The organism is Paraburkholderia sp. J69-1, from assembly GCF_905220255.1.
Classification (GTDB): Bacteria; Pseudomonadota; Gammaproteobacteria; order Burkholderiales; family Burkholderiaceae; genus Paraburkholderia.
Window position 1 is genome coordinate 273,600 of sequence record NZ_CAJMZG010000003.1, and the last position, 26,499, is coordinate 300,098.

Below are 26,499 nucleotides of genomic sequence, written 5' to 3' on the forward strand. Positions count from 1 at the left end.
TCGATACGCCCGTTTTGCTGCGACGCAACACCCATGCCCACCGCATAAGCTCATTACGAAAGACGATTTGGGCGGCACGCCACCCGCCGGTAGCATTGCGAGCTTTCCAGCCGCCGCTCCGCCCCGCATGCCTGCCTCACCCCTCTCTTCGCTTTCCGGCGCTTCGAGCGCCAGCCGTCCGCTGATCCGCAGCGCCGCCGATGTCTCGCGCCTCGTCAACACGGGCGGCGCGCCCGGCAGTAACGCGCGCATCGTCGTGGCGATTGCGCTGGGCGGCGTGTTCCTCGACGCCTACGACCTGGGCGCCCTCGCCTTCGGCCTCAAGGACGTCGCGCGCGAATTCTCGCTCTCGCCGGCGGGCACCGGCTTCGTGGCCTCGGCGATCACGTTCGGCGCCATCGTCGGCGCGTTTCTCGGCGGCTTCCTGACCGACCGCATCGGCCGGTATCGCGTCTTCATGGCCGATATGTTCTTCTTCGTGGTCGCCGCACTCGCCTGCGCGCTCGCGCCTAACGCCTGGGTGCTGGGCGGCGCGCGCTTCGTGATGGGACTGGGCGTGGGCATCGATCTGCCGGTGGCGATGGCCTTCCTCGCCGAGTTCTCGCGCCTGTCCGGCCGCGGCAACAAGGCCGCGCGCGTGGCGATGTGGTGTCCCGTCTGGTACGCGGCCATCAGCGTGTCCTATCTGCTCGTGCTGGCGTTCTACGCGACGCTGCCCGCCTCGCATTCGCACCTGCTGTGGCGCCTGACGCTGGGCTTCGGCGCGGTGCCGGCGCTCGTCATCATCGCGATTCGCAGCCGCTATATCAGCGAGTCGCCGGTCTGGGCCGCGAATCAGGGCGATCTCGCGGGCGCGGCGCGCATCCTGCAACGCTCCTATGGCATCGATGCCGACGTCGCCCCCGAAGCCCTTCAGACAGCCGCCAAACCGGCGCGCGTGGCGTCGTGGAAGAACTACGGCGCGCTGCTGCGCGGCGTCTATGCGCGCCGCACGACACTGGCGACGGTGATCGGCGTGGCCTCGTCGTTCGCCTACAACGCCGTGGCGTTCGGCCTGCCGGTGATCATTTCGAGCTTTCTCGCGCAGTCGATGCTCACCACCATCCTCGCCTCGCTGGTGCTGAACCTGGGCTTCGCGTTCGTGGGCGGTCTGATCGCCGTGCGCACCGTGCCGCGCTTCGGCGCGTGGAAGATGACGGTCTGCGGCTATGTCATCCAGTTCGGCGCGCTGGTGGGCCTGGCGATCGTCGGCAAACCGGCGACGACGCCCGAAGTCGTCAGCGCCGTCGCCCTGCTCGCGGCCTTCCTGTTCGGCCAGGGGATCGGGCCGGGCTCGCACAGCATGACGTTCGCCTCGCTCGGCTATCCGACTTCGCTGCGCGGCGTGGGCGTGGGTCTGAACCAGACGCTGATGCGCGCGAGTTCGACGGTTTCGCTGTTCCTGTTCCCGGTGCTGGCCGCCGCGCTCAACACGCGCGTGTTCTGGATCATCGCGATTGCACCGCTCGCGGGCCTGGTCGCGCTGCTGGCGATTCGCTGGGAACCGTCGGGCTACGATGTGGATGCCGAAGATTTTGCCGACGCGGGCAATGCGCAACACGCAGTTGGCGTTCGCGCGACGGAAGCGGTGGAATAACCGCATCCGCATTCAGTATGCAAAAAAGCGGCGCGAGAACATCGCGCCGCTTTGCTTTTATGCCGTGCTTTTATGTCGATTAATTCGGATGACTGATCAAATTCCGTCGATATTTATTTCGAGCGCGAAGCGATGCGCTCGCGCACGAAATCGCGCACCGCACGCGCCATCTTCGGATATTGCTCACCCGGCACCGCGAACAGCACCAGCGCGCACAGCGCGAGCACGCCGCAAAAAAGAAACGTGCCGCGATACCCAAATGCTTGCACCAGCATGCCCGAGAGCACGCCGGACAGAATCGAGCCCAGCCGCGACGCATTGAAGAACAGCGCCGTCGCGCGCCCCGGCGAATCGGGCATCAGATCCTGAATGAACGTCATGCCGAGACACGAAGTCACGGCCACCACGAACGCGTTGAGAATCTGCATCGGAATGAGCGCGTGCACGCCGGGCGCCGCCGCCATCGACGCGAAGTACACCGCATGCACGACCGCGCAGGCCGCCAGCCAGTGCGACTTGTTCAGCTTCGACGCCTTTGCGCCGAGCGCGAGCATCATCGGAATTTCCATGAACGCGCCGAGGCCCAGCATGATCGACACGTCGAGCCGCGAGCCGTCCAGACCGTGGACGATATACAGCGGCAGCACGATCATGGTCGCGTTGGCCGCGAGGCCAATCAGCGTAAGCGCGACGATGGCCCGCATGATGTCCTTCTGCGGGGCATCCGGCGCGGGCGGATTCAGGCGCTGCTTCACGGCCGGCTGCACCTCGGCCTGCGTGAGCGGCTGGCCCTCGTAAGGCGCGATGGCTTCCTCGGCGCGCTCCTGCGCCACGTCCTGGGCGGTGGGCCGCTTCATCAGATGCTGCGTGGCGTGTTCGTCCTGACGCGGCTCGCGCATGCGCCAGACGATCACGCCGCAGGCCGCGAAGCTGGCCGCAGCGAACAGGAAAAGACCGTAGAAACCGGTGGCTGCGAGCACCAGCGCCCCCACCGCCGGCCCGAACACCCACGCCGCCGAGAGAATCGTGCGCAAGGTGGCGCTGGCGAAGGTGCGCTCGGCGTCGTCGGCGGCGGGCAAGGCGGCGCGGCTGAACGAGAACACCAGCGACATCGCGCAACCGCCCGCGCCGATAAACGCGATGCCCACGGCCAGCAGCAGCCGGTAATCGCGCACGATGCACAGACAGATATAGCCGAGCGTCGCCGCGCATAGCGAGACCAGCAACAGCAGCCGATGCTTGCCCGTGCGATCGCTCCAGCGCCCCGCGGCCGTACTGGCGATCACGCCGCTGGCAGCGATCGCGGTCATGAACACGCCCAGACGGAACGGCGTCATGCCGGCGCGCTCGACGCCGAATAGCGACAGATACGGTGCGGTGAAGGACATCGCCACGCCGAGCATCAGGGTGGCGCCGGCAAGCGGCAGAAAACCGGGAATACGCAGGAGACCGACAAAGCGCGAGTTGTTGAGCACGGCGCGTTGGAGAGTGGCGGGGAATTGGGGAAATGGCCGCGGCGCGCGGGGCGACGCGTTCGGGCAGTCGGGCTTGCAGGCTCTTACGGCGTTCTTCAGACCGCTAGAACCCGCACTTGATGCCGTTTTTGCACCCGATCAGCAGGACGATTATCGGGCGGAAACGGCGCGTGGCGCAAGGCGAGTGTTATCGATATCAGCATCTGGGCCCGATCCTTCGGACTATCCACAGATTTTGTTGGCAGGCCTGTGCGTAACCCTGGGATGAGTGCGCCAAGTGTTTGATGCATATCGAATTGTCTGCTACGTTGCGGATTGCAGCAGGTTTGATGCGAATTCGACCACCGGCGCCGTCCTTGTCCACAGTTTTCGTTGACAGCCCTGTGGGCAACTACTGGACATCGCACCCAAGCCCATGATCCCAAAGGGAAAACACCCAAAAATCAGCAAAAATGCACAAAAAGTGCGCAGAAAAGTTGTCCACAGCTTCTTGGGATAAACCTGTTGATAACCCGCTTGCTAGCGCGCCAACTCATTGATCGGATAGGCAGTTAGTCGATTTAGTCACGGAATTAGCAGAATGTTTCCGATCGGCAACTTTTGACCGCGACTTGCCCGACTCCCTGCCCACCCCAGCCCTGCCCCGTCACGCCAGATCGAGTGCGCCCGTGAGATCGCCCGGCGGCATCTGTCCACGCTCGGCAAACGCGCGGTCACGCGAAGCGACGCCGTCGAGCGGCGCGAGCCCGTGGACCCGGCTGATCAAGCGCAGGATCGAGTTGGTGTCGTAGAAGGTGTGATCGACGTGCCCTTTCTTCGCGAACGGCGCGATCACCAGCGCCGGGATGCGCGAGCCCGGCCCCCAGCGGTCGCCCGTCGGCGGCGCCACCGGGTCCCACCAGCCGCCATTCTCGTCATGCGTCATCACGATCACGGTATTGGCCCACTGCGGACTGCGCTGCAGATGCCCGATCACCGCGGCGATATGACGATCGCCCGACTCCACATCGGCGTAACCGGCGTGCATGTTCAGATTGCCCTGCGGCTTGTAGAACGTGACGGCGGGCAGGCGCCCCGCGTCGATATCGGCGAGCAGGCGGTTGGTGGCCGGATCGTCGCCCACGCCCGCGTCGCGCAGATGCCGCGCGCGCTGCGCCGTGCCCGGCGCGAAACTGGCGAAGTAATTGAAGGGCTGATGGTGGTACTGGAAATCGGGCACCGAACCGGTATCGCGATGGTCGAGCGCGTACTGCCAGGCACCGCTGTACCACGCCCAGTCGACGCCTTTGGCCGACAGCCGGTCGCCGATCGTCGCGAAGGTCTGCGGCGGCATCACGCGCACATCGGCCGGGTCGGCCCATGCCGGATTGCCGTCCTCGGCCGGACGCACGCTGCTCGGCTGATACGGCGGCGCCATCGTGTTGACCGCGTAGCCGTCGGGCGTGAAGGCGCCGTCGTTGACGAACTTCGGCGGCCCGCCCAGCGCCGATGCCGGGCTGCTGGCCGCCACCTTCAGACGCGTGCCGAGCGGATCGTCGCCGTCGAGCACGGACACCAGATGCTTCGCCGGACTCGCCTGCACGTTCGGGTAATACGGCGCCTGGGCGGCAATCAGATAGATATGGTTGAGCCACGACCCGCCGAAAGCGGCCATGAAAAAATTGTCGCAGAGCGTGTATTGCTGCGCGAGTTGCCAGAGCCGCAAGCTCTCGGCGGAGTTCTGGTAATAGCCCATCACGAGGCCGCCCGAATCGCCCCACGCAGCGAACTGGTCGTTGCGGCCGGCGTTGATCTGCATCTGGTTCTGATAGAAGCGATGCACCAGATCGCGCGTGATGATTCCGTTCGGCAACGGCGCGCCCTGCGTGTCGACGATACGAAACGGCTGGTTTGCGAGGGCCGTGATCGCCTTCTCGCCGATCATGTAGCGCTTGCCGTCGAGTTCCTGCGCCTGCGGCACGAGCCCGCCCCAGATGGCCGGCAATTGCGCGAGCGGCGTCTTGCCGTCGCGGTCGAGCTGCGCGTAGCGCGAGGCTGGCACGCCAGAGAGCGGCGTCTGCACACCGGGGAAATTGCCGTAGAGATTTGTGAAGCTGCGATTCTCGGCGTAGATCACGACGATGTGGCGCACCTGGTCGCGCAGCGCGGCGTCCACGCGCGCTTCGCCGGCGCTGCGCGGGCCAAGACCGGCATTCGACTCCGGCGTCTGGCAACCGGTGAGCGCCAGCCCCACGCCAACCGCGGCGATACCGCCAAGCACACGGCGGCGCGCGGGATCGTCGGGACCACTGTTTTCGGTGCCTGTCGTGCTTACGTCGAGTTCATCCGGCTTCGCTGCCTTGGGATCGTCCTGCTTCATCAGCCCGTCTCCTCTTTGCGGTCAAAGAGCGCACAGCAGGCGCCTTGCGCGCGCCTGCATTCGCCCTGCGGTTCACACGTCCTGCAGGAGGATACCGCGCGTAGCGGCCTGCCGGCGGCGCGGTGCGTGACAGTTGCGTGACGCGAAAGGACGCGAAAAGGCGGAACCGCGCGGTGTATCGGCCGCGCGGTTCGGGCTTGAACAGCAGATGGAGAAGGCTACACGCTCAGGTATTGCGTGGCGGCGTCGCGGGTTGCGGCCCTTGCGCCAACGTCTGCGCGGGGCGCGCCAATGCGCCGTCCGCGCGATGGTTTTCGTGCGGCGCGCGCGGCACCACCGGCAATTCCACGCGCTCGTGACGCGGCACATTGCTGTCGTCGGTCCAGAGCGGATCGGGAATCTCGGCGAACACCTGGCGCAGCCGTTCGCCCCACGTCGAATGCAGCATCTGGAAATAGGCATTCGAATCGTCAAGCGACGCGTAACGCGTCACCCGCAGCGAATCGCGCTCGTAGACCAGCAGATCGAGCGGAAGCCCCACCGACAGGTTCGAGCGCAGCGTGGAATCCATCGAAATCAGCGCGCATTTGGCCGCTTCGTCGAGCGGCGTGCGCGGCGTCAGCACACGGTCGATGATCGGCTTGCCGTACTTCGATTCGCCGATCTGAAAGTACGGATTCACGCTCGACGTTTCGATGAAATTGCCGGCCGCGTAGATCTGGAACACGCGCATGGCCTGGCCCTGGATCTGCCCGCCCAGAATGAAACTGCAATTGAAATCGACATTGAACTGCTTGAGCGCCTCAGCATCGCGCCGATGCACTTCGCGTACGGCCTCGCCGACGATGCGCGCGGCCTCCACCATGCTCGACGCGCTCCAGAGCGAGGGCTGCGCGCTGTCGCGCTGCTCGGTCAGCACCTGCATGGTGGCCTGCGTGATCGCCAGATTGCCAGCCACCAGCAGCACGAGCACGCGCTCGCCAGGCTCCTCGAACACCGCCATTTTGCGCGATGTGCTGATGTGATCGACCCCCGCATTCGTGCGTGTATCCGACAGGAAAACCAGCCCCTCTTCTACCGCCAGCGCTACACAGTACGTCATAGTTGTCCTTCGGATCGCAGTGCGTTTCTCGTGTAGCCGCGATTTTCGCACGCTACGGAGCATGCGTTGCGTATGAGAAACCCGCGCCGCGGCTCTACGCTGCGCGTGTTTCCTTTCGTATAACGAGAAAACTATTGCTGCTGTTCGCCTTGCGCACTCACGCGCACGCTCACATCGAGCGTTTCGCCCAGCCCACCGATCCGCCGCCCGCGCACCGGCGCAGCCGCTTCGTAATCGCGTCCCACCGCGATGCGACAGTATTTTTCGCTGGCGAAACAGGCGTGCGTGACATCCACCGTCACCCAGCCGTTGTCGAGCCACACATCGACCCAGGCGTGACTCGCCATTTCCGGCACGTCGCCGGGCGCGAAATAGCCGCTCACGTAACGCGCCGGCACGCCGCGCGCACGGCACACCGCCAGCATCACATGCGCATGATCCTGGCACACGCCACGGCCTAATGAAAACGCATCGGTGGCCGAATGCGCGACATCGGTCACACCCGATTCATATTGCACGCGCTGCGTAATACGCGCTGCCGCGTCGAGAATCGATGCCGCGCTATCGAGCGGCCCCAGACTTTGCGCGAATTCGGCGAGCGCCGTATCGGCTTCCGTCAGCCGCGTGGGCGAGGTGAAATGCCAGGTGGGGATCGGCCCCTCGCCTTCGGTCAGACGCCCATCCGCGAGCGGCACGGTTTCCACTTCGCCGCGCACACGCAGGCGTATTTCGCGGTGCGGGCGCGACAGCACCAGCGTCATCAAGGTGTTGCCGTAAGCGTCGCGACTGGCTTCCAGTTTGCCTGGCGCATCGACATGCCATTGCGTGACGATCTGCGAAGCCGTCGTGATTGGCGAGAGGCGCAATTGCTGGATCGAGTAATGTACCGGCGCGTCGTAGCGGTACACGGTGTCGTGGCGAATCGCGAGTTGCATGGCGAAAATCCTTCAACGAATCGATCTGGAATCCGAATGACTTTTCATTGCATCAACCCAGCGGCAGCATCAGATACGTGCGCGCCACCTGGTTGCCCAATTCATACACGCGCGCGAGAAACTGCGTGAGGAAGGTATGCACGCCCACCGAGAAAATCTGTCGCAGATCGGCGTAAAGCAGTTCGGCGCGCAGCTTGCCGGCTGTGCGCTCGACTTCGCGCGAGGCATCGGTGCGCAGCATCGCGAGATTCGCGCACACGCCGTCCATCGACGCGAGCAACGAACGCGGCATCTGCTGATTCAGGATCAACAGTTCGACCACGCGCGCAGGCGTCACCACATCGCGATAAACCTTGCGGTAAATCTCCAGCGCCGATACCGAACTCAAAATCGACGTCCAGTAATAGAAGTCTTCGAGCTGGCGTGCGGCCGAGCGCGAATCGGCCTGATCGACTTCGACAAAGCGCACGTCGAGAATACGCGCCGTGTTGTCGGCGCGTTCGAGGAAGGTGCCGAGTTGCGTGAAGAACAGCGCGTCGTCCTGCAAGGCCGTGCCCACACGCACGCCACGCGAGAGATGCGAGCGGAACTTCACCCACTCGAACAGGGATTCGGGATGCGTAGCCAGTTCGTTACCGCGCAGCAGTTCGGCGAATTGCAGCCAGGTGTCGTTGACGGTTTCCCACCACTCGGTCGTGAGCGTGCCGCGCACGGCGCGAGCGTTTTCGCGCGCGGCCTGCAGGCACGAATAGATACTCGACGGATTGGTTGGGTCCGCAACGAGAAAATGCAGCACATTGCTGCGCGTGGTTTTGTCGTGACGTGCATCGAAAGCCGCATCGAGTTCGGAAATACGCAACATCGCGCGATGCGTGCGCACTTCATCATCGGCATTGCCGGGCAAGAGCAGCGCCGTCAGGTTGATGTCGAGCATGCGCGCGGTGTTCTCCGCGCGCTCCATATAACGGGCCATCCAGAACAGGTGATCGGCGGTACGGCTCAGCATGCTCGCTCCTCTTTGTTTCCGCTTTTTGCGACGTTTTCCACAGTAATGAATAGCGCACTCATTCGAGTACCCAGGTGTCTTTCGTGCCGCCGCCCTGCGACGAATTCACGACCAGCGATCCTTCCTTGAGCGCCACGCGCGTCAGACCGCCCGCCGCCATCTGGATCGTCTTGCCCGACAGCACAAAGGGCCGCAAATCGATATGGCGCGGCGCAATGCCGGCTTCGACAAAGGTCGGGCACGCAGAAAGAGACAGCGTGGGCTGCGAAATGTAATTACCCGGACGCGCAATCAGGCGTTCGCGAAACGCCTCGATTTCCTCGCGCGTCGAAGCCGGGCCGACCAGCATGCCGTAGCCGCCCGCGCCATGCACTTCTTTCACGACCAGTTCGCGAAGATGATCGAGCGTATAGGCGAGATCTTCAGGGCGGCGGCATTGCCACGTCGGCACATTGTTGAGAATGGGTTTCTCGCCCAGATAAAACTCGACCATGTCCGGCACATAGGGATAAATCGATTTATCGTCGGCAACGCCCGTTCCCATTGCATTGGCCAGCACGACGCGGCCAGCGCGATATGCCGTAAGCAGGCCTGGCACGCCCAGCGCGGAATCGGCGCGAAATGCCAGCGGGTCGAGAAAGTCGTCGTCCACGCGGCGATAGATCACATCCACACGCCGCGGCCCTTTTGTCGTGCGCATGAATACATAGTTATCCTCTACAAAAAGATCGCTGCCTTCGACCAGTTCCACGCCCATTTGCTGGGCGAGAAAGGTATGTTCGAAGTACGCAGAGTTGTACATGCCCGGCGTGAGCAGCACGACTACCGGATCGTCCACACCGTCGGGCGCGCACGAACGCAGCGTTTCCAGCAGCAGATCGGGATAATGCGCAACCGGCGCAACCTTGTGCTGGACGAATAGCTCCGGGAAAAGCCGCATCATCATCTTGCGATTTTCGAGCATGTACGAGACGCCCGATGGCACGCGCAGATTGTCTTCGAGCACGTAGAACGCGCCGTCGCGGCCATCACGCACGATGTCGATACCGGCGATATGCGCGTAAATGCCAAGCGGTAAATCAATGCCCTGCATTTCGGGCCGATATTGCGCATTGGTATACACCTGCTCGGCCGGAATAATGCCCGCGCGCACGATATTGCGCTCGTGATAAACGTCGTGCAGAAACAGATTGAGCGCCTGGACGCGCTGACGCAAACCGCGCTCGAGCGTGGCCCATTCGTCAGAGGGAATAATGCGGGGAATCAGATCGAAGGGAATCAGCCGCTCGGTTCCCGATAGATCGCCATTGACCGCGAACGTAATGCCGACGCGCCGGAACAGCAGGTCCGCCTCGGCGCGTTTGCGCGCCATCGTCTCGCCAGTCTGCCGCTCCAGCCAGTGCTGGAAGCGTTCGTAATGGGCGCGCACAGCGCCCTCGTCGCGCATTTCGTCATGGACTTGCATCGGCTCGTTCTCGCGCGTGGATGCAGCGAAACCCTGACGTCACGTCACGGGCGGCGCGCTGCGGTACGCTACAAAAAGCAAGGCGTATGCCATCGCCGAAACGCGGTTGTTCCAGCGTAATCCGGCTTTTATGCGCCCGAATGGTGCATGATTTCGGGCGCCATCGCGCGAGGGTCAAGGCGCGCGATTCGACGCCTCATCATGGTGCAGTCTAGTGGGAATGAGCGTGCTTGCGCAACCGACGCAAGCACGACAATCAGCGCGATTGCGCCGCCGTCTCGCGCCGTTGCTGTTGTGCGCCCAGCCCCGTGCGCTGCTGCACGCCCCATTTGCGGCGCCCAAGCAGAAAATGCAGCCATCCGAGCGCCGCGCCCATGTGGCGCATCAACTGGAACGAGAACGGCTCGAAGATCGCTGCGAGCAGCGCCATGCCGAAGCTCGAACTCTTGCGGTCGCCGCTCCAGCGTCGGTACAGATGCACGGAGAACAAATGGAACGCGAGGTCGATCACGATCTTGCCGACGATCACCGCCAGCACCGGCAGGACGATCGTAAAGCGCCCATCGAAGAGAAAACCCAGCAGCAACGCAAACGCCGTGAGACCGTAGATCGGTTGAACCGTATCGAATGCCTTGACCGGCAGCATCATGAGACCGAGCTTGCCATAGCGGCGATTGCCGGTCATGTCGCGATACCAGTATTGCGTCTGCAAAAAGCCCGCAAACCAGCGGCGGCGCTGACGCAGGAAACTCGCGAGCGTGCCGGGTGCGTCGGTCGTCGCGCGCGCCGTGCCGATCACGCGCACATCCCAGCCGAGGCCTTCGCGCGCGGAATAGCGGCGCAGCCGGTGAATCAGTTCGTAATCCTCTACAAGACAATTCGGATCGAAACCGCCTACCGTCACGACCGCTTCGCGCCGAAACGCAGCAAAAGCGCCTGAAACCAGCAACAAACTATCCGCACGCATCCACGCAAAGCGCGAGATGAAATTGCGGATGTATTCGTAAGTCTGGAACCACTGGAAGAAGCGCCCGCTCGGCGTCGTGCCGCACACCGGCGTCAGCAGCCCCGCCGCCGCGACGAGCGCGGGTTCGCGTGCGAACGCGTCGGCCATGGCGGCGCAGGCATCGGGTTCGAGCAGCGTGTCGGCGTCCACCGTCATCACCGCATCCGTGTCCATCGCGCACAGTGCCGCGTTGAGCGCACGCGCCTTGCCGCCGTGCGCCAGCTTAAGCCAGCGCAGATTCGGATAGCGCAGCGACGGCGCGCTCATGCGCCCTTCGCCGGGATCGGTCAGACCATAACGCTTTGCGAGTAACGCGGCGGTGCCATCGGTCGAACCATCGTCGGCGATCACGATCTGGCGCGGCGCGCGCGTCTGCGCAAACAGCGCATCGAGCGTGATCGGCAGCACGCCCGCCTCGTTATGCGCGGCGACGATGACGCCCAGCGTCGGCATCGAAAACGATGCAGATGCGGGCACAACCATGCCAATGTCCTGCACGGGCCGCAACAGCACGCGCGCCTGCCATGCCACGAAGATCAGCAGCACGGTGTCGTAGATCACGTAGGCGATGCCGGTCGACCACGCGACCACGCCTTGCAGGAAGAACGCGCGTGCGAACAGCACAAGCCATAACACCATGACGCTCAAATGAATCACGATGCTGACGAGCGGCGTGGGCGGCGGCGCGATACGCGGCGAAGTGCGCGCGAGCGCCTGATCGAGCAAGTCGTTCAAGACAGTCCTTTGTCGTCGTTCACGGCATCATCCGGCGCAGCACCGAATGACGATCGATCCACTGATGTTTGAGCGCGCCCGCAATATGCAGCGCAAGCACGCCATAGAGCGCATAACTGCACGCCGTATGCAGCGCGCCGAACTGCTCGTGCAACGCGTTCTTAGTGGCGGGATCGAGATTCATGATGAAACCGATACGCGGCCACTGGAACAGCCCGAACAGATACATGGGATGCGAAGCCGCAGCCACCCACGCCGAGTCGTGCAGCCAGCCCGTGAGCGGCATCGCGAAGATCAGCACGTAGAGCGCGATATGGGCCGCGTGAGCGGCCGCGCGCTCCCATGCCGGGAATTCGGCGGGCAGCGGCGGCGGACGGTGCGTGAGGCGCCACAGCACGCGCAGAATCGCAAGCCCCAGCACGGTGATGCCGATGGACTTGTGCGTGTCGATCACGAAGCGGATGTTTTCGTCGGAGAGCGTGCCATCGGGCAGGAGCGAAGCCGTCAGGCCAAGCGCGACGTTGCCCAGAATCAGCAAGGCAATCGACCAATGCAGCAGCACGGCCACGCGCGTGTACTTTTGCGCGGGCGCGGCGGCGTTGAAACGCGATTCGGCGGTAAGAGAAGTTTTCACGTGAGCGAGCCGTAACCTTTCAGTAGGAGATAACGCGCGGTGCGGAATCTTTATTCCCCGCCCACGCAAAGATTGTTCGAATGTCGCTGGGCGCGTCTGCAAAACGGGACGCCATCACGGCGCACGCGCATTATGCGCCCTCGGACCTGACACTGCAGAAGCCAAAAGATGGCGGAATTGCCAGTTCCATTCGGGCAATGAAAAAGCCGGAACGGCGCTTGCGCACCGCTCCGGCCTGCGAATCGGAATACCTGAAACGTCCCGCGGCTTCCAGCGACTTATTTGCCGCTGCCCGCCTGTTCCTCGATCTGCCGCCCCACATTGGCGTCGATATTCTTCCAGTATTCGAACACGCGTTCGCGCACGGGACTGCGCACGCCATTCAGGCTCGCCACCACCTGCTCGACGAGCAAGGCGCGCTGCTTGTCGTTAAAGACGTTACGCACAAGATTGCCTGGCTGGCCGAAATCGTCGTCTTCCGCGTGCAGCGTATAAGCGCTGCGGACCATTTCGCCATCGGCTTCCCAGCCATCGTCGGCGGGACCGGTCTGGTCGGCCCACGGACGCCCGAAGCTGTTCGGCACATAAGTGGGCGCGTTGCCGGTGTGTTCGAACGCCATATGACCGTCGAACTGATAGGTTTGCACCGGCACCTTCGGCTGGTTCACCGGCAACTGATTGAAGTTCGTGCCGATACGCGCACGGTGCGCGTCGTTATAGGCGAATGCGCGGCCCAGCAGCATCCTGTCCGGCGACAGGCCAATGCCCGGCACCGTATTGCCCGGCGAAAACGCCGCCTGCTCGATCTGCGCGAAAAAATTCTCCGGGTTGCGATTGAGCGTCATCGTGCCGACCTTGATGAGCGGATAGTCCTTGTGCGACCACGTCTTGGTCAGATCGAAAGGATTGAAGCGATAGTGCTTTGCCTGCGCGTAAGGCATCACCTGCACCGAGAGCGTCCACGTCGGACATTCGCCGCGCTTGATCGATTCGAACAGATCACGCCGATGGAAATCGGCATCGCGCCCGGCAGTGGCTTCGGCTTCGGCATTGGTAAAAAACTGCATGCCCTGATTGGTGTGGAAGTGATATTTCACCCAGAACTTCTCGCCCTGCGCGTTGATCCACATATAGGTATGCGAGCCGTAACCATTCATATGACGCCAGGTTTTCGGCAGGCCGCGCTCGCCCATCAGATACGTGACCTGATGCGCGGATTCCGGATTGTTCGTCCAGAAATCCCATTGCATTTCGCCGTCGCGCAGACCGGAATCGGGCAGACGTTTCTGGCTGCGGATGAAGTGCGGAAACTTCATCGGATCGCGCACGAAAAACACCGGCGTGTTATTGCCGACCAGATCGTAATTGCCTTCCGTGGTGTAGAACTTCAGCGAAAAGCCGCGCACGTCGCGCCACGTATCGGGGCTGCCCATCTCGCCCGCCACGGTGGAAAAGCGCGCCAGCATTTCCGTGCTCGCGCCCTTCTGGAACAAGGCCGCCTTGGTGTACTTCGAGACGTCCTCGGTGGTCTTGAACTCGCCGAACGCACCCGAACCCTTGGCGTGCGGTTGACGCTCCGGCACTTTCTCGCGGTTGAAGTGCGCCATCTGCTCGAGGAAATGCACGTCATGCAGCAGGATCGGACCATCCGGTCCGATCGTCAGCGAATTGCGGTCGCTGACGGCCGGCGCACCCGCGCTCGTCGTGGATTTACCGAGTGACTTACCGCTCGAATCAGCCATCTGAACTCTCCTGTGGAGTCGCCGGCCGCGCAACGCCGTACTGGACGCCGCGGACGCGAATGGTCTCTGCAGCGTGACGCGCGTGGCATCGCACGGCGCGGCGCCTGTCGCGACTCTGATTGGGGGACGACCCGGCGCCTGCCTGCACGCCAGGGAATGGCCATTCTGCACGTCCTCGCCAAGCATTGCGCTTAAGCGGTCGCTCGCGCATGGCAAGCGTTGGCGCGGCAGAAAAGACCGCCAGGGCAGCGTCGTTTCGCATCGGAAAATTTGTCGCCACGCGCCAGGTTCATGCGTTTCGAATCGGAAATTTCTGGCTTGTTGCGATGCCTGCCGATGTCAGCATTTTCTTAATACGAATCAAGCGTTTACTGAAATGTTGCGACGCACAAGATAACGCTTGACTTGGTTTTCTTTTGAGATATTATGAAGTCGATTGCTGCATCGCACCAATGCGCGAACCGGTGATCGATAGAACGTATTCTTCTTTTCGTAACGGAACCGACGCGTAGCGGTCCCCCATCAGGAACGACGACATGACTCTGCCTACTCCCGAACAATTCGCCGCCACCCAGAAAGCTGGCCTCGAAACCCTCTTCGGCCTGACGACCAAGGCGTTCGAAGGCGCAGTCAAGCTCGCCGAACTGAACATCGAAGCAGCCCGCTCGGCGATCGCCGAAGGTCAGGAACACGCCCAGCGCACGCTGACGGCCAAGGACCCGCAAGGCTTCTTCGCCCTGCAAGCCGGCTTCGCACAGCCCGCCACCGAAAAGGCGCTGGCTTATGGCCGCAACGTGTACGCCATCGTTTCGGCTACGCACTCGGAATTCTCGGAAGCCGCGCAAAGCCAGTTCGAACAGCAACAGCGCGCTGTCCAGTCGTTCGTCGACACGGCTGCCAAGAACGCGCCCGCCGGTTCGGAAAGCGCCATCGCGGCATTCAAGACGGCCATCACGGCAGCGCAAGGCGCATTCGACTCGGTGAACAAGGCTGCGAAGCAAGCTACGGAAATCGCCGAAAGCAACATCGACGCCGTGACCAAGGCAGCGTCGAAGGCCGCCGCACAAGCTACGCGCGCTGCAAAGCAAACGGCTTAAGTTTTACGGCGGCTTCTGGCGCCTTCGTGGCGACAGAGCGTTGCTGAGAACGGGTTTCGCGAAAGCGAAGCCCGTTTTTTCTTTTCGGCGACGAAGTTTCCGATCGGCGTCGTTCTGGCGAATCGCCGTTAATCGTCGCAGTTTCCCACGTCGAACATCGCTTTCAGCGCGCAATGGGAAGTCAGCATGCGTGCACCGTCATGACCGACGCCCGGGACGACGTGGAAATGCTGATTCAGACCGTTCGGATGCCGCGACTGCATATAGCGGAAGAAGCTTTCTGCGCGCGCGAGACGCTGCGGCCCTTGCGCCTGCGCGGCGCAGCTTTTGTCGAGCGAAGCCGATAAAGAATCGTGATCCGCCCCGCCCACCATATAGAGAATGTGCCGTTGCGCGTAGCGCGTTTCCAGTTGCTCCGGCGTCTTTGAGCCCATGAACGCCGGACGCGCATTCATGCCGTATTTCCAGTTATCGAAACCCGGGCAGCGCGAAGCATCGACAGCGACCGGGCGCTGCGCATCGAAATACGCGTACGACGAAGGACTCGCCACCACAAAGCGCACGTCGATGCCGGCCTGCGCGAGATCGTCCGGCACATCGGAGGCAATCGCATAGCGCTGCAGCACTTGCGCGCCGCCCGAATGCCCGGCGAACACGATCGTCTTGAGATGGGGGAAATGCTGTTTGTCCGCGAGGCGGCGCGCGATGGCGTCGAGTACCGCGTACGCGCCCACGGGCGCGCCGGTTTTCGCGTCGGCGCCGCCCATCCACGCGTTGGCGTGCCAGCTTAAAAGATCGCCCGGCGCGTGAAAGGCGCGCGTATCGTCAGTCGAAAGGAATTGCGGCGCGATCAGGATCGTACTGCCAGTATCGACGCCCGCTTTGTCGCGCGCCTGTTGCGCCGTGCGGAAATAATCGTTGGCGTTGCGCAACCGCCCATGCAGCACGATCACAGCGCGCACGACGTCGGGCTGCGGCACGTTCCAGTCAGCGCTTGAATCGAGCGCGAATTCGGCCTGACCTTGCGGCGTATCGATCGGCATGCGCGCACCGGCAAGCGCATCGACCGGACGTGAATCCGATGCATGCGCGCGGGCAGCATAAACAGAATCGCTAATCGAAACAGCAAGCGCGCAGGCCAGCGCTATTGCAGCGGCGGCGCGCAGAACAGTCGTACCCATCGTGTTTCCTGTTGGAAAAACACAGGATAAAACGTTCGAAAAGGAAACTCGCCGACTGCGGCAGTAGAAAAGCGGCCAGCATCGCGCGGGCCGCTCATTGAGAACGTGATATCGCCTGGCGAATCAGGAACCGAACATTCGGTTCACGGCATGTTCGAGGTGATCGCGCATGGCCTGCGAAGCGCGCGCGACATCGCGTGCCTGAATCGCTTCGAGCACTTCCAGATGCTCCTGCTGCACGATGCGCTGACGCTCGATCGACTTCACGAGCGACAGGTTGCGCGACAGATTCATGCTGAAAACCATCTGCTCCTGAATACCGGAAAGTGCGGTGATAAAGAACTGGTTCTTCGACGCGCGGGCGATCGCCATGTGAAAGGCGAAGTCGTCTTTCGCGCCAATGCCCGAGGTTTCGATAATCGTCTGGAGATTGTCCCACTCGCGGCGGATGGCCGAGAGGTCGGCGTCATCGGCCTTCTGCGCGGCGAGCGCCGCGGCGCCCGCCTCCACCACCACGCGATATTCGTAGCAGCGGCGAATGTCCGACAAGGTTTCGAGCGGCGCAAAGCGGCGCACGTCCGGGTCGGGACGGCGCATGACCGTTGTGCCCGAACCGTGGCGCGTGGCGATGATGCCGTCGGCGCGCAGTTGCGCGAGCGCTTCGCGCACGGTCGGCCGCGAGGTCGCGAAGCGTTCCGCGAGCATGTGCTCGGTCGGCAGGCGTTCGCCTTCCTTGTATTCGCCTTCGATGATGCGGTTCAGGATGTCGCTGTAAATCCGCGCCGGCATATTCGGCGCTTTCTGCTCAGCCATGGTCAGGTGCTACGCGGTGAGTTGTCAGGTATGTCGTGGATTGTAAGTCATATGACGCTGTCACAGAGCGAAACGCCCCATCCGACAAGGCTTCTGCGATATTTACAACAATGTCTTCGCCGCTCATCGCAAGGCGCTCACGGCGATGCGCAGCGTGGCCGTTTCGCTTTGTCCCGGCGCCAGCCAGCGCAAACCCAGACCGTTGTGGATCGCGTCGGGCAAACCGAGCCACGGCTCGACGCAATAAAAATCGGCGTCGGGCGCGAGCGTCCACGAGGTGACCGCGTACCAGGGCAATGAATCCGGGCGCTTCAAGTCGATTTCGATGCTGCGGTTCAGCGTGGGGATATCGATACGTACAGGTGTTTCCGGCTCGCCTTCGATGCAGTGAAAGCGATCGACGATCTGCGGGTCGTCGAAGGCATAGCGCGTGGCACCAGCTTGCGGCTCGGTCGTCGTGCCGTCGGCGAGCTGATGCCGGTAGACGTTGCGCGGCAGCGTGAGTGTCGCTTCGCCGCGCTGCGTGTGCGGCAACGCGAAGTAGAAATGATGGCCCGCGTAGTACGGCATGGGCGCGTCAGACGAATCTTTCGCATCGGAAACTTCTGCCGTATTCGTCGTGATCAGGCTGACTTCGAGCGTCGCTTCATCCACCAGCCGATACACCGCCTCGAAGCGGAAACGAAACGGATAGCCCGCCTGCGTCGCCGCGCTGTCGGTGAGCGTCATGCGCACGCTCGCGCCGTCTTCATCGACTTGCGCAGCGAACGGCAGATCACGCGCGAAGCCGTGCAAAGGCACTTCGCGCACGACGCCCTGCGCATCGCGCCAGAAGCCGATGCGCCCATCCACACGATGCCGCGCGATAAACGGAAACAGCAGCGGATTGCCACCACGCACCAGCGCGGGCTGCGTCCAGTCGGCGGCATCGGGCCAATGAATGATGGACGCGCCGTGCAGATGCCACGACAGCAGACGCCCGCCCGCTTGCGGCGCGAGCAGCAGACGCGAACCACCGCGCACGATTTCGATGACTTCCTGGTCCTGAAACTTCGGCATGTCGTATCGGAAATAGAGAAAACTTTTGTCGTGCGCCAGGCTGCTCGCGCCAACCTGGCTTTGTCTTTGTCTTTGTCTTTAACCGCGCGCCTTTTTCCACTCGGCGTAAGCGGCCAGCGTGGCTTCGTTGGGCGGATACGTGCCCGGCAATGCCGCACCGGCCTCGATGCGCTCGGTGATAAAGCATTCGAGCGTTTCCTGCTCCACCGCCGCCAACGCGACTTCCTCGACGAGATGACGCGGAATCACAACCACGCCATCGGCGTCGCCCACGAGAATGTCGCCCGGAAACACCGCCACGCCGCCGCAGCCGATCGGCACGTTTAGATCGACGGTGTGGTGCTTGCAGAGATTGAGCGGTGCGGAAGCGCCCGCGCAATAGACCGGAATGCCGAGTGCGGCGATGGTCGCGCTGTCGCGCACCGGACCGTCCGAAACCATGCCCGCGACGCCGCGCATCTTCAAACGAGTGGCGAGGATCGAGCCCATCGACGCCGCATCGGTCACGCCGCGGCAGTCCTGCACCAGCACCGCACCGGCGGGCACGGTTTCCACGCCCTTGCGCTGCGGATGCTCGGGATTCTGGAACGCGCTCAACTGGTCGAGATCCTCGCGCGCCGGGATGTTGCGCATCGTGAAGGCCGGGCCGACCAGATTGGGCGTGCCGGGCGCGGGCGACGCCAGCGGCTTCACGCCCTGGATAAAGACGTTGCGCAGACCGTGCTTGAAAAGCTGGGTGGTGAGCGTGGCCGTGGAGACGTGGCGCAGTTGTTCGAGCGCTTGTTCGCTCACGGGGATGGCGGGTGAATTCATCGTGTCTCGTCCGTTTTTGTGGCGCGCGAGGGTCGCGCAGGCTGGCCGCCAGGCATTGATGGAACCTCGTAGGCAGTTCGAGAAAACCATCGCCGGGCGCAATGCTCGCATTGTTGTAATACAACACGAAAATTGTCAACCAGCCCGATGGGTCTTGCTTCGGCACAGGTCATCGGACAACCCGCTCGAGCCTTGATTCGTCGGCTTGTATGCACTTGTCCAGCACCGCCTTCGACGATCCGCACGGCCTTTGATTACCCGCAGATTTGTGCCACGTCCCAGGGAAATCCCCATCCAAACATAATTTGCTTTACAACTTTGCGGCAAATAGAATGATGTCTTACATGACGAGCCCTATCCGGGCCCGTCACGGCCCACCAGAGAGAACCGAAAAAAGGCTGAACAACGGTGCGGGACCGCAGGGTTGCATGACAACACGGCGGCTACGCTACCAGCAGACACACGCTGACAACATTCATCGGGACGCACGAACGCAGGCGGCCACAACACGGGACCGGAACGGATACTTCCAGAGCATCCGCCGACGGCTCGACAGGAGACGAGCAGTGCAACGCAAGACTATCAAAGGGGTGCGGTGGTGGATCATCGGCCTCATCATGATCGGTACGGTCTTCAACTATCTCGCGCGTAGTTCGCTTTCCGTGGCCGCGCCCACGCTCACGCAGACGATGCACATGACCACGCAGCAGTATTCGTACGTGGTCACGGCCTTCCAGGCCTGCTATGCGCTCTCGCAGCCGATCGCCGGCTTCGTGCTCGATTCGGTCGGCGTGAAGATTGGTTTCGCGATCTTCGCGTTCGGCTGGGCCATCGCCAACATGCTGCACGGCCTGGCCAGCAGCTGGCCCGCGCTGGCGTTCTTCCGCGGCCTGCTCGGCATGAGCGAAGCGGCGATCTTCCCGGCCGGCATGAAGTCCATCAGCATGTGGTTCCCGGCCAAGGAGCGCTCGGTGGCCACAGGCTGGCTCAACACCGGCACGTCGATCGGCGCGATGATCGCTCCGCCGCTCGTGGTCTGGTGCATTCTCAAGTACAACTGGCAATTCGCCTTCGTCCTGACGGGCGGCGTGGCGCTGATCTGGGTCGCGCTCTGGCTCGTGTTCTTCAAGACGCCCGCCGAGCACCCGAAGCTCTCGAAGGAAGAAGCCGAGTACATCAGCGCCGGTCAGACCGACGCGCAGAAGGCCGGCATCGGCAAGCGCGCCTCGTTCAAGGAAGTGCTCAAGACGCGCCGCTTCTGGGGCATCGGCATCCCGCGCATGCTCGCGGAACCGGCATGGCAGACCTTCGGCGCGTGGATTCCGCTCTACATGGTCACCGTGCGTCACATGAACCTGAAGGAAATCGCGCTGTTCGCGTGGATGCCCTTCCTGGCCGCCGACCTCGGCTGCCTGATCGGCGGCTACCTGGCGCCGTTGTTCATCCGCTGGTTCGGCTGCTCGCTGATCACCTCGCGCAAGCTCGTCATCACGACCGGCGCGCTGCTGATGGTCGGCCCGGCCTGCGTGGGCCTCGTTGCCAGCCCGTATGCAGCCATCGCCCTCTTCTGCGTCGGCACCTTCGCGCACCAGACGATCTCCGGCGCCCTGTTCACGCTCGCTTCGGACGTATTCGGCCAGCATGAAGTGGCGACCGCCACGGGCCTGTCGGGCATGTTCGGTTATCTTGGCGCGACGGTGTTTTCGCTCATCGTCGGCGCACTGGCCACCACGATCGGCTATAACCCTCTGTTCGTGTGTCTGATGCTGTTCGACATCATCGGCGCCTGCGTCGCCTGGCGTCTGATCTCGAACCAGCAGCGCGACAATGTCGCCACGACCACGCTGCACGCACAGAACGTGAAGGCCTGATCGATCGATCATCGGCCGGCACCCGCGAGGGTGCCGGCTTTTGGCGTTTTTATGTGAGGTAAAACCACTGTGAAGAAAGTTGCATTGTCCGGCGCGGCCGGCCAGCTTGGCACCGTCCTGCGCAAGGGTCTGCACGAGCGCGGCGTGAACCTGCGCTCCGCGGCCGGCACGAAGCCGCTCGAACCGCTATTCGACGGCGAAGACGTCATGCACGGCGACCTGCGCGACCCCGCAGTGGTCGATCGTCTGCTCGACGGCGTGGACGTGCTGATCCACATGGCGGGCACGAGCGTCGAGCGTCCCCTGCCCGAGATCATCGAGAACAATCTGCGCGGGCTGGTGGAAGTGTATGAAGGCGCGCGCCGGCATGGCACGAAGCGCATTCTGTTCGCGAGCTCAAATCACGCGATCGGGATGTATCCGGTCGAAGACAAGCTCGATCTCGACTGCGCGTTTCGTCCCGATGGTTTCTACGGGCTGTCGAAAGCGTGGGGCGAATCGCTGGCGCGGCTGTACTGGGACAAGCACGGCATCGAAACGGTGAATGTGCGCATCGGTAGCTGTTTGCCGAAGCCGACGGAGTTTCGCCATCTGAGCACGTGGTTCGGTCACGAGGACCTGTTCCATATGATCGATCGCGTGATCAATGTGGAATCGATCGGCTTTGCGGTGGTGTGGGGCGTGTCGAACAACACGCGCAGCTACTGGACGCAGGAAGGCGCCAGCGACGATGCGAAGCGTCTGGGCTACGAGCCGAAGCAGGACGCGGAAGACTGGGCGCAAGAGATTCTCGCGAAGGAAAATCCGCTCGATGCGACGGCGCAGCGTTATCAGGGCGGCAGTTTCGCGAGCTTTGATTTCACGCCGGTTGAGCAGCGTGGGAAGAAGGGTTGATCGCCTGAGATTGCTTGCTCGAAACGAAAAAGCGCCCACATGGGCGCTTTTTTACAGCACGCCCCAACCCATCACACCACACCCGACTTAATAATCATCTGCACCGCGGCCGCGAGCACGCACACCAGCACCACCACGCGAAACGCCAGCGGATGCAATTTATCGCGCAGCGGCCGGATCAAAAACATGCCGATGATCGCCGGCACACTCGCCAGCGCGGAGATACCCAGATCGGTGCCGTTCGCGTGCGCGCCGCCGCTGAACGTGGTGATGAGCGTGAGCACCGACACCACCAGAATGATCGCGATCTGCTTGGTGAACACCCGCCCCGAAGCACCCGAAGCGATCAGATACATCGCCAGCAACGGCCCCGGCACCGAAGCAATGCTCTCCATCAACGCCGCACCAAAACCCAGCAGAAAGCCCACCGGCTTCACATACGCAGGCGAGAGCGCGAGTTTAGGCGAAGCCAGCAGCAACGCAGCCGCCACAATCAACGCAAGCCCCGAAGCCGCCTGCGCATGATGCGGTTCCAGGTGGATCAGCAGCGAAACACCCACCACATTGCCAATTACCGTGCCGATCAAGGGCGCGGCAATCTGCCTGACCGTCTTCCAGAATTCCCCGCCTTCGAGCGCCTGCGGAATATTGCCGAGAATGATCGGCATCGATAGCAGCAGTACCGCCTGTTTGACCGGCAGGAAGTGCGTGAGGATCGGCATCGCCACGAGCGGCACGCCGATGCCCGTCACGCCTTTCACCATGCCGCCGAGCACGAGCGCAATGGCGATACCGCAAAGCTGCAGCGCGTCGAGCGACTGCATATGCGGGAGCAGAACGCCCCCGGAAAAGTGGAAATCGAACATCGTGGACGATGAGTGCGTGGATGAACGGCAGCTCGCATAGCGAATTTTGCGATGCCGGGCCTGCATGATAGCTCAGGCCGCGACCGGTCCATCGTCATCGACTTTATCGCCCGGATCGCCCGGATCGCATCAAGCCTTCTTCACGAATTCCGTTTTCAGGCTCATTGCGCCAAAGCCGTCGATCTTGCAATCGATATCGTGGTCGCTGTCCACCAGGCGAATATTCTTGACTTTGGTGCCCATCTTGACCACGCCGCTCGAACCCTTGAGCTTCAGGTCCTTGATGACGGTGACGGTATCGCCGTCCTGAAGGATATTGCCGGCGGAATCGCGATACACCCGCGCAGCGGCATCGCCCGCTTCGGCGGCTTGTGCCGACCATTCATGCGCGCATTCCGGACAGACGAAGGTGCCGCCATCTTCATACGTGAATTCGGAATGGCATTTCGGGCAGGGAGGCAGTGCGCTCATGTTGAATCCTTGATCTGGCAGGTTCTACGAAAGCGCGAAAGTATACCGTGCCCGGTTCATCGCTTAAATTCCGGCGCGCGCTTCATGCGCGCTTCACATGCCGTTGCAGCCGCCGCTTACAAGTCAAATCCCCGATTCACCAAACGCTCCCTTTCGCATCAGCCGATAAAAAAACGGCGGCGCCGCAATGGCGCCGCCGTCAAACCTGCCTCGGAGCGTGAAAATCCGGTGTAGCGCCTAGAACCGGTGCACGATGCCGATCGCACCCGCCACCTGGCTGCGCGACGAGGACGGCGCACTGTTCTGGCCGTCGCCAATATCGGCGGTCGCGTTGATGATGTTGCCCGCACCGTTCGTGCCGAGCGTCTGGCCGCCCGCGCGCTGATAAGCCTCGACGAAGTACAGGCCCGTGCGCTTGGACAGGCTGTAGTACTGCGAGAGGTTGAACTGCTGGTACGAAGCCGCGCTGCTGATGCCGTTGGCCTTGGTCGCGCGCGTGTAGCTATAGCCGGCCGCCAGATCGAGCGTCACGAACGGCTTGTAGTGCAGCACCACGCCGCCGGTGTTCCAGATCTGCGTGTCGAAGAACTTCGAACCCGAACCCGCCACGTATTGCACGTTCGAATAGGATGCCGAAATATCCCATTGCGAGTTGAATGCGTAGCCGCCGGTCACCGCAAGGCGCTGTTGCGTCTTCGCGGTCTGGTAGCCATTGGTCACGCCCGAAACGCCCGGCTCGCCGTTGCTGTATGCCGTCGAGCTCGTACCCCAGGTGCCGCCGCCGCTCGTCGAGTTGCTCAGGCGCTCGAAGCCTACCGCCAGCCCAACCGGACCGTGGATATAGTTGGCCGCCACGCTCCACGACTGGCCTGCGCCCGTGCTGCCCGCCACGCCGCCCAGCGCGTACATGCCGCTGACCGTGAAGCCGGCGATATTCGGCGAGGTATAGACGAGCGAATTGTTGATCCGGTAAATCGTGTCCATCGAATCCAGATCGCCCGGGTGCGCGCCGTATGCGCCCGTGAGCCACGTGGTCGGGCTATACGGCGAGAGCAGCGTGTAGTACGGCGCGTACTGGCGGCCGGCGGTCAGCGTGCCGTAGTCCTTGTTCGCAACGCCAACAAACGCCGCGCGGCTGAACATCAGATTCGAAGTGGATTGCGCACCGTTCGCCGAGTTATAGCCCTCTTCAAGCTGGAAGATCGCGCGCGTGCCGCCGCCCAGATCTTCGCCGCCCTTCAAGCCGAAACGCGAACCGGCCCACACGCCCTGCACCATCTTGACGGCGGAATGACCGCCCGAATTACTGCCCAGCGATGCCGAGCTGCTTTGATAACCAATACCGGTATCGACGATACCGTACAGCGTGACGCTGCTCTGGGCGTGTGCGCCCAACGCCGCGAATCCAAGCGCGGATGCGATAAGGGTCTTCTTCATCTGTACTCCTGATGTAATCGTTGTGATGTATTGCTTTTTTAACTACGTTTGAATCTCATTGCGAGAGTGCTCCTCCTTGGCGGCACGGGGCGCCGCTTTTCGCAACGCCCCGTGCCTTCAGGTGCAAACCCGATCCGCTTAGTGGATCTCGGGTTCGCCGCCCGCTTCGCTGCTACCGCCACAGCCGCCCGCGCCTTCACGTTGCATGAAGTCGAATTCGCAGCCGTTGTTCGCCTGCATCACGTGCATCTGATACATCGCGCCATAACCGCGCTTGAAGCGCGGCTCCGGCTCGACCCACGCGGCCTTGCGGCGCGCCATTTCTTCATCGGAGATCAGCACGTTCAGGCGGCGCTCCGGCACGTTCAGCTCGATCAGGTCGCCGTCCTGCACCAGCGCGAGCGGACCGCCGATAAACGATTCGGGCGCCACGTGCAGCACGCACGCGCCGTAGCTCGTGCCGCTCATACGCGCATCGGAGATGCGCAGCATGTCGCGCACGCCCTTTTGCAGGATCTTTTGCGGAATCGGCAACTGGCCCCACTCGGGCATGCCCGGCGCGCCGACCGGACCCGCGTGCTGCAGCACGATCACGCTGTTCTCGTCGCAATCCAGGTCTTCGCTGTCGATGCGCGCGGCCATGTCGTTGTAGTCCTTGAAGACCACCGCCTTGCCCGTGTGCACGTGCAGACGTTTTTCCGCCGCGCCCGGCTTGATGACCGCGCCGTCCGGCGCGAGATTGCCGCGCAGCACGGCCAGCCCCGTGTCCGGCATCAGCGGTTTGGCGCGGCGATAGATCACTTCTTCGTTGTAGATCTCGGCATCGGCGATGTTTTCGCCCAGCGTCTTGCCGTTGACCGTCATCTGCGAACCGTCGATCAGATCGCCCAGTTCCTTGAGCATCGCGCGCAGACCGCCCGAATAATAGAAGTCCTCCATGAGGTACTTGCCGGTCGGGCGGATATTGGCGAGCACCGGCGTGCGGCGCGCGACATCGTCGTAGTGCGCGAGCGTCAGATCGACACCGGCGCGGCGCGCCACGGCGATCATGTGCACGATCGCATTGGTCGAGCCGGAGAGCGCGAGGCAGGTCGTGACCGCGTTATCGACGGCCTTGCGCGTGATGATGTCCGAAGGCTTGAGGTCTTCCCAGACCATTTCGACGATACGCATGCCGGTTTTCGCCGACATCTGCGCGTGACGCGAATCCGGCGCGGGAATCGAGGCGAAACCCGGCAGCGTGAAGCCGAGCGCTTCCGCGGCGCTCGTCATCGTCGATGCCGTGCCCATCGTCATGCAGTGGCCCGGCGAGCGGGCGATGCCGCCTTCCACGCCCTTCCAGTCTTCTTCGGTGATCTTGCCTGCGCGCAGGTCGGCCCAGTACTTCCAGGTATCCGAGCCCGAACCCAGCGTCACGCCGTTCCAGTTGCCGTTGAGCATCGGACCGGCGGGCAGGAAGATGGTCGGCAGATCCATCGAGATCGCGCCCATCAGCAGCGCGGGCGTGGTCTTGTCGCAGCCGCCCATCAGCACGACGCCATCGGCCGGATACGAGCGCAGCGTTTCTTCCGCTTCCATCGCGAGGAAGTTGCGATAGAGCATCGTGGTGGGCTTCTGGAACGGCTCGGAGAGCGTTTGCACCGGCAGTTCGACCGGGAAACCACCGGCCTGCCAGATGCCGCGCTTGACCTCTTCCACGCGCTGCTTGAAGTGCGTATGGCAGGGGTTGATCTCGCTCCACGTATTGAGGATCGCGATCACCGGCTTGCCCGCGTACTCCTCGCGGCTGTAGCCCATCTGCGCCGTGCGCGAGCGATGGCCGAACGATCGCAGATCATTCACGCCATACCAGCGGTGGCTGCGCAGTTCTTCGGGGGTCTTTCGCTTGTTGCTCATCTTGCC

At 62.8% G+C, this 26,499-nt stretch carries 21 protein-coding genes; 4 read left to right on the forward strand and 17 right to left on the reverse strand.

Translation table 11 applies throughout. The features are described from left to right. Positions 1-127: 127 nt before the first annotated feature. Positions 128-1,636, forward strand: a complete 1,509-nt coding sequence (locus tag U5A67_RS06910) for an MFS transporter (protein ID WP_321813480.1) — start codon at positions 128-130, stop codon at positions 1,634-1,636. Between the two features lie 113 nt (positions 1,637-1,749). Here U5A67_RS06910 and U5A67_RS06915 read toward each other — a convergent pair whose 3' ends face one another. The 9 genes from U5A67_RS06915 to U5A67_RS06955 form a co-directional block, all read right to left on the reverse strand. Continuing rightward, positions 1,750-3,111 carry a sugar efflux transporter gene (locus tag U5A67_RS06915; RefSeq protein WP_321813481.1) on the reverse strand — a complete coding sequence of 454 codons (1,362 nt, stop codon included), beginning with the start codon at positions 3,109-3,111 and terminating at the stop codon, positions 1,750-1,752. 646 nt (positions 3,112-3,757) lie between these two features. Beyond that, positions 3,758-5,470: an acid phosphatase gene (locus U5A67_RS06920; protein ID WP_321813482.1), complete on the reverse strand. Its 1,713-nt coding sequence runs from the start codon at positions 5,468-5,470 to the stop codon at positions 3,758-3,760. A gap of 226 nt (positions 5,471-5,696) precedes the next feature. Next, positions 5,697-6,572, reverse strand: a complete 876-nt coding sequence (locus U5A67_RS06925; protein WP_321813483.1) for a proteasome-type protease — start codon at positions 6,570-6,572, stop codon at positions 5,697-5,699. A gap of 131 nt (positions 6,573-6,703) precedes the next feature. Then, positions 6,704-7,507, reverse strand: a complete 804-nt coding sequence (locus U5A67_RS06930; protein ID WP_321813484.1) for a transglutaminase family protein — start codon at positions 7,505-7,507, stop codon at positions 6,704-6,706. Positions 7,508-7,559: 52 nt separating this feature from the next. Beyond that, positions 7,560-8,513, reverse strand: a complete 954-nt coding sequence (locus tag U5A67_RS06935) for an alpha-E domain-containing protein (RefSeq protein ID WP_321813485.1) — start codon at positions 8,511-8,513, stop codon at positions 7,560-7,562. A gap of 58 nt (positions 8,514-8,571) precedes the next feature. Beyond that, positions 8,572-9,978, reverse strand: coding sequence for a circularly permuted type 2 ATP-grasp protein (locus U5A67_RS06940; RefSeq protein WP_321813486.1), 1,407 nt, complete (start codon positions 9,976-9,978; stop codon positions 8,572-8,574). A 256-nt stretch (positions 9,979-10,234) separates the two neighbouring features. Further along, a complete protein-coding gene (locus U5A67_RS06945) occupies positions 10,235-11,719 on the reverse strand; it encodes a glycosyltransferase (protein ID WP_321813487.1) in 1,485 nt (494 codons plus the stop codon). A 19-nt stretch (positions 11,720-11,738) separates the two neighbouring features. Continuing rightward, positions 11,739-12,353 carry a cytochrome b gene (locus U5A67_RS06950; RefSeq protein WP_321813488.1) on the reverse strand — a complete coding sequence of 205 codons (615 nt, stop codon included), beginning with the start codon at positions 12,351-12,353 and terminating at the stop codon, positions 11,739-11,741. Between the two features lie 278 nt (positions 12,354-12,631). Next, positions 12,632-14,095, reverse strand: coding sequence for a catalase (locus tag U5A67_RS06955; RefSeq protein WP_321813489.1), 1,464 nt, complete (start codon positions 14,093-14,095; stop codon positions 12,632-12,634). A gap of 536 nt (positions 14,096-14,631) precedes the next feature. On the opposite strand from U5A67_RS06955, the gene phaP reads away from it, so the two are divergent. Then, positions 14,632-15,192 (forward strand): TIGR01841 family phasin, encoded by a 561-nt coding sequence (phaP, locus tag U5A67_RS06960; RefSeq protein ID WP_321813490.1) that lies wholly within the window; start codon positions 14,632-14,634, stop codon positions 15,190-15,192. 128 nt (positions 15,193-15,320) lie between these two features. Here phaP and U5A67_RS06965 read toward each other — a convergent pair whose 3' ends face one another. The 4 genes from U5A67_RS06965 to U5A67_RS06980 form a co-directional block, all read right to left on the reverse strand. Beyond that, entirely contained in the window at positions 15,321-16,373 is a 1,053-nt protein-coding gene (locus tag U5A67_RS06965; RefSeq protein ID WP_321813491.1) for an alpha/beta hydrolase, read from the reverse strand. Between the two features lie 123 nt (positions 16,374-16,496). Continuing rightward, entirely contained in the window at positions 16,497-17,186 is a 690-nt protein-coding gene (locus tag U5A67_RS06970) for a FadR/GntR family transcriptional regulator (protein WP_205982905.1), read from the reverse strand. Between the two features lie 123 nt (positions 17,187-17,309). After that, positions 17,310-18,245 carry an aldose epimerase gene (locus U5A67_RS06975; RefSeq protein ID WP_321813492.1) on the reverse strand — a complete coding sequence of 312 codons (936 nt, stop codon included), beginning with the start codon at positions 18,243-18,245 and terminating at the stop codon, positions 17,310-17,312. Positions 18,246-18,323: 78 nt separating this feature from the next. After that, complete coding sequence (locus tag U5A67_RS06980; RefSeq protein ID WP_321813493.1) at positions 18,324-19,058, reverse strand: ribonuclease activity regulator RraA; 735 nt, start codon at positions 19,056-19,058, stop codon at positions 18,324-18,326. A gap of 566 nt (positions 19,059-19,624) precedes the next feature. On the opposite strand from U5A67_RS06980, the gene U5A67_RS06985 reads away from it, so the two are divergent. Further along, complete coding sequence (locus U5A67_RS06985; protein ID WP_321813494.1) at positions 19,625-20,929, forward strand: MFS transporter; 1,305 nt, start codon at positions 19,625-19,627, stop codon at positions 20,927-20,929. A 69-nt stretch (positions 20,930-20,998) separates the two neighbouring features. Then, positions 20,999-21,823, forward strand: a complete 825-nt coding sequence (locus U5A67_RS06990; RefSeq protein WP_205982908.1) for an NAD-dependent epimerase/dehydratase family protein — start codon at positions 20,999-21,001, stop codon at positions 21,821-21,823. 71 nt (positions 21,824-21,894) lie between these two features. On the opposite strand, the gene U5A67_RS06995 is transcribed toward U5A67_RS06990, so the two are convergent. The 4 genes from U5A67_RS06995 to araD form a co-directional block, all read right to left on the reverse strand. Next, complete coding sequence (locus U5A67_RS06995; RefSeq protein ID WP_321813495.1) at positions 21,895-22,689, reverse strand: sulfite exporter TauE/SafE family protein; 795 nt, start codon at positions 22,687-22,689, stop codon at positions 21,895-21,897. A gap of 129 nt (positions 22,690-22,818) precedes the next feature. Then, positions 22,819-23,160 carry a zinc ribbon domain-containing protein YjdM gene (locus U5A67_RS07000; protein WP_321813496.1) on the reverse strand — a complete coding sequence of 114 codons (342 nt, stop codon included), beginning with the start codon at positions 23,158-23,160 and terminating at the stop codon, positions 22,819-22,821. A 237-nt stretch (positions 23,161-23,397) separates the two neighbouring features. Continuing rightward, positions 23,398-24,597 (reverse strand): porin, encoded by a 1,200-nt coding sequence (locus U5A67_RS07005; protein ID WP_205982911.1) that lies wholly within the window; start codon positions 24,595-24,597, stop codon positions 23,398-23,400. 138 nt (positions 24,598-24,735) lie between these two features. After that, a complete protein-coding gene (gene araD / locus U5A67_RS07010; protein WP_205982912.1) occupies positions 24,736-26,493 on the reverse strand; it encodes an L-arabinonate dehydratase in 1,758 nt (585 codons plus the stop codon). Between the last annotated feature and the right edge of the window lie 6 nt (positions 26,494-26,499).

Coding starts and splice junctions, on each gene's coding strand:
- U5A67_RS06910 (WP_321813480.1), top strand. CDS start 128: ATGCCTGCCTCACCCCTCTCTTCGCTTTCCGGCGCTTCGAGCGCCAGC.
- U5A67_RS06920 (WP_321813482.1), bottom strand. CDS start 5,470: ATGAAGCAGGACGATCCCAAGGCAGCGAAGCCGGATGAACTCGACGTA.
- U5A67_RS06925 (WP_321813483.1), bottom strand. CDS start 6,572: ATGACGTACTGTGTAGCGCTGGCGGTAGAAGAGGGGCTGGTTTTCCTG.
- U5A67_RS06930 (WP_321813484.1), bottom strand. CDS start 7,507: ATGCAACTCGCGATTCGCCACGACACCGTGTACCGCTACGACGCGCCG.
- U5A67_RS06935 (WP_321813485.1), bottom strand. CDS start 8,513: ATGCTGAGCCGTACCGCCGATCACCTGTTCTGGATGGCCCGTTATATG.
- U5A67_RS06940 (WP_321813486.1), bottom strand. CDS start 9,978: ATGCAAGTCCATGACGAAATGCGCGACGAGGGCGCTGTGCGCGCCCAT.
- U5A67_RS06955 (WP_321813489.1), bottom strand. CDS start 14,095: ATGGCTGATTCGAGCGGTAAGTCACTCGGTAAATCCACGACGAGCGCG.
- phaP (WP_321813490.1), top strand. CDS start 14,632: ATGACTCTGCCTACTCCCGAACAATTCGCCGCCACCCAGAAAGCTGGC.
- U5A67_RS06965 (WP_321813491.1), bottom strand. CDS start 16,373: ATGGGTACGACTGTTCTGCGCGCCGCCGCTGCAATAGCGCTGGCCTGC.
- U5A67_RS06970 (WP_205982905.1), bottom strand. CDS start 17,186: ATGGCTGAGCAGAAAGCGCCGAATATGCCGGCGCGGATTTACAGCGAC.
- U5A67_RS06975 (WP_321813492.1), bottom strand. CDS start 18,245: ATGCCGAAGTTTCAGGACCAGGAAGTCATCGAAATCGTGCGCGGTGGT.
- U5A67_RS06980 (WP_321813493.1), bottom strand. CDS start 19,058: ATGAATTCACCCGCCATCCCCGTGAGCGAACAAGCGCTCGAACAACTG.
- U5A67_RS06995 (WP_321813495.1), bottom strand. CDS start 22,689: ATGTTCGATTTCCACTTTTCCGGGGGCGTTCTGCTCCCGCATATGCAG.
- U5A67_RS07000 (WP_321813496.1), bottom strand. CDS start 23,160: ATGAGCGCACTGCCTCCCTGCCCGAAATGCCATTCCGAATTCACGTAT.
- U5A67_RS07005 (WP_205982911.1), bottom strand. CDS start 24,597: ATGAAGAAGACCCTTATCGCATCCGCGCTTGGATTCGCGGCGTTGGGC.
- araD (WP_205982912.1), bottom strand. CDS start 26,493: ATGAGCAACAAGCGAAAGACCCCCGAAGAACTGCGCAGCCACCGCTGG.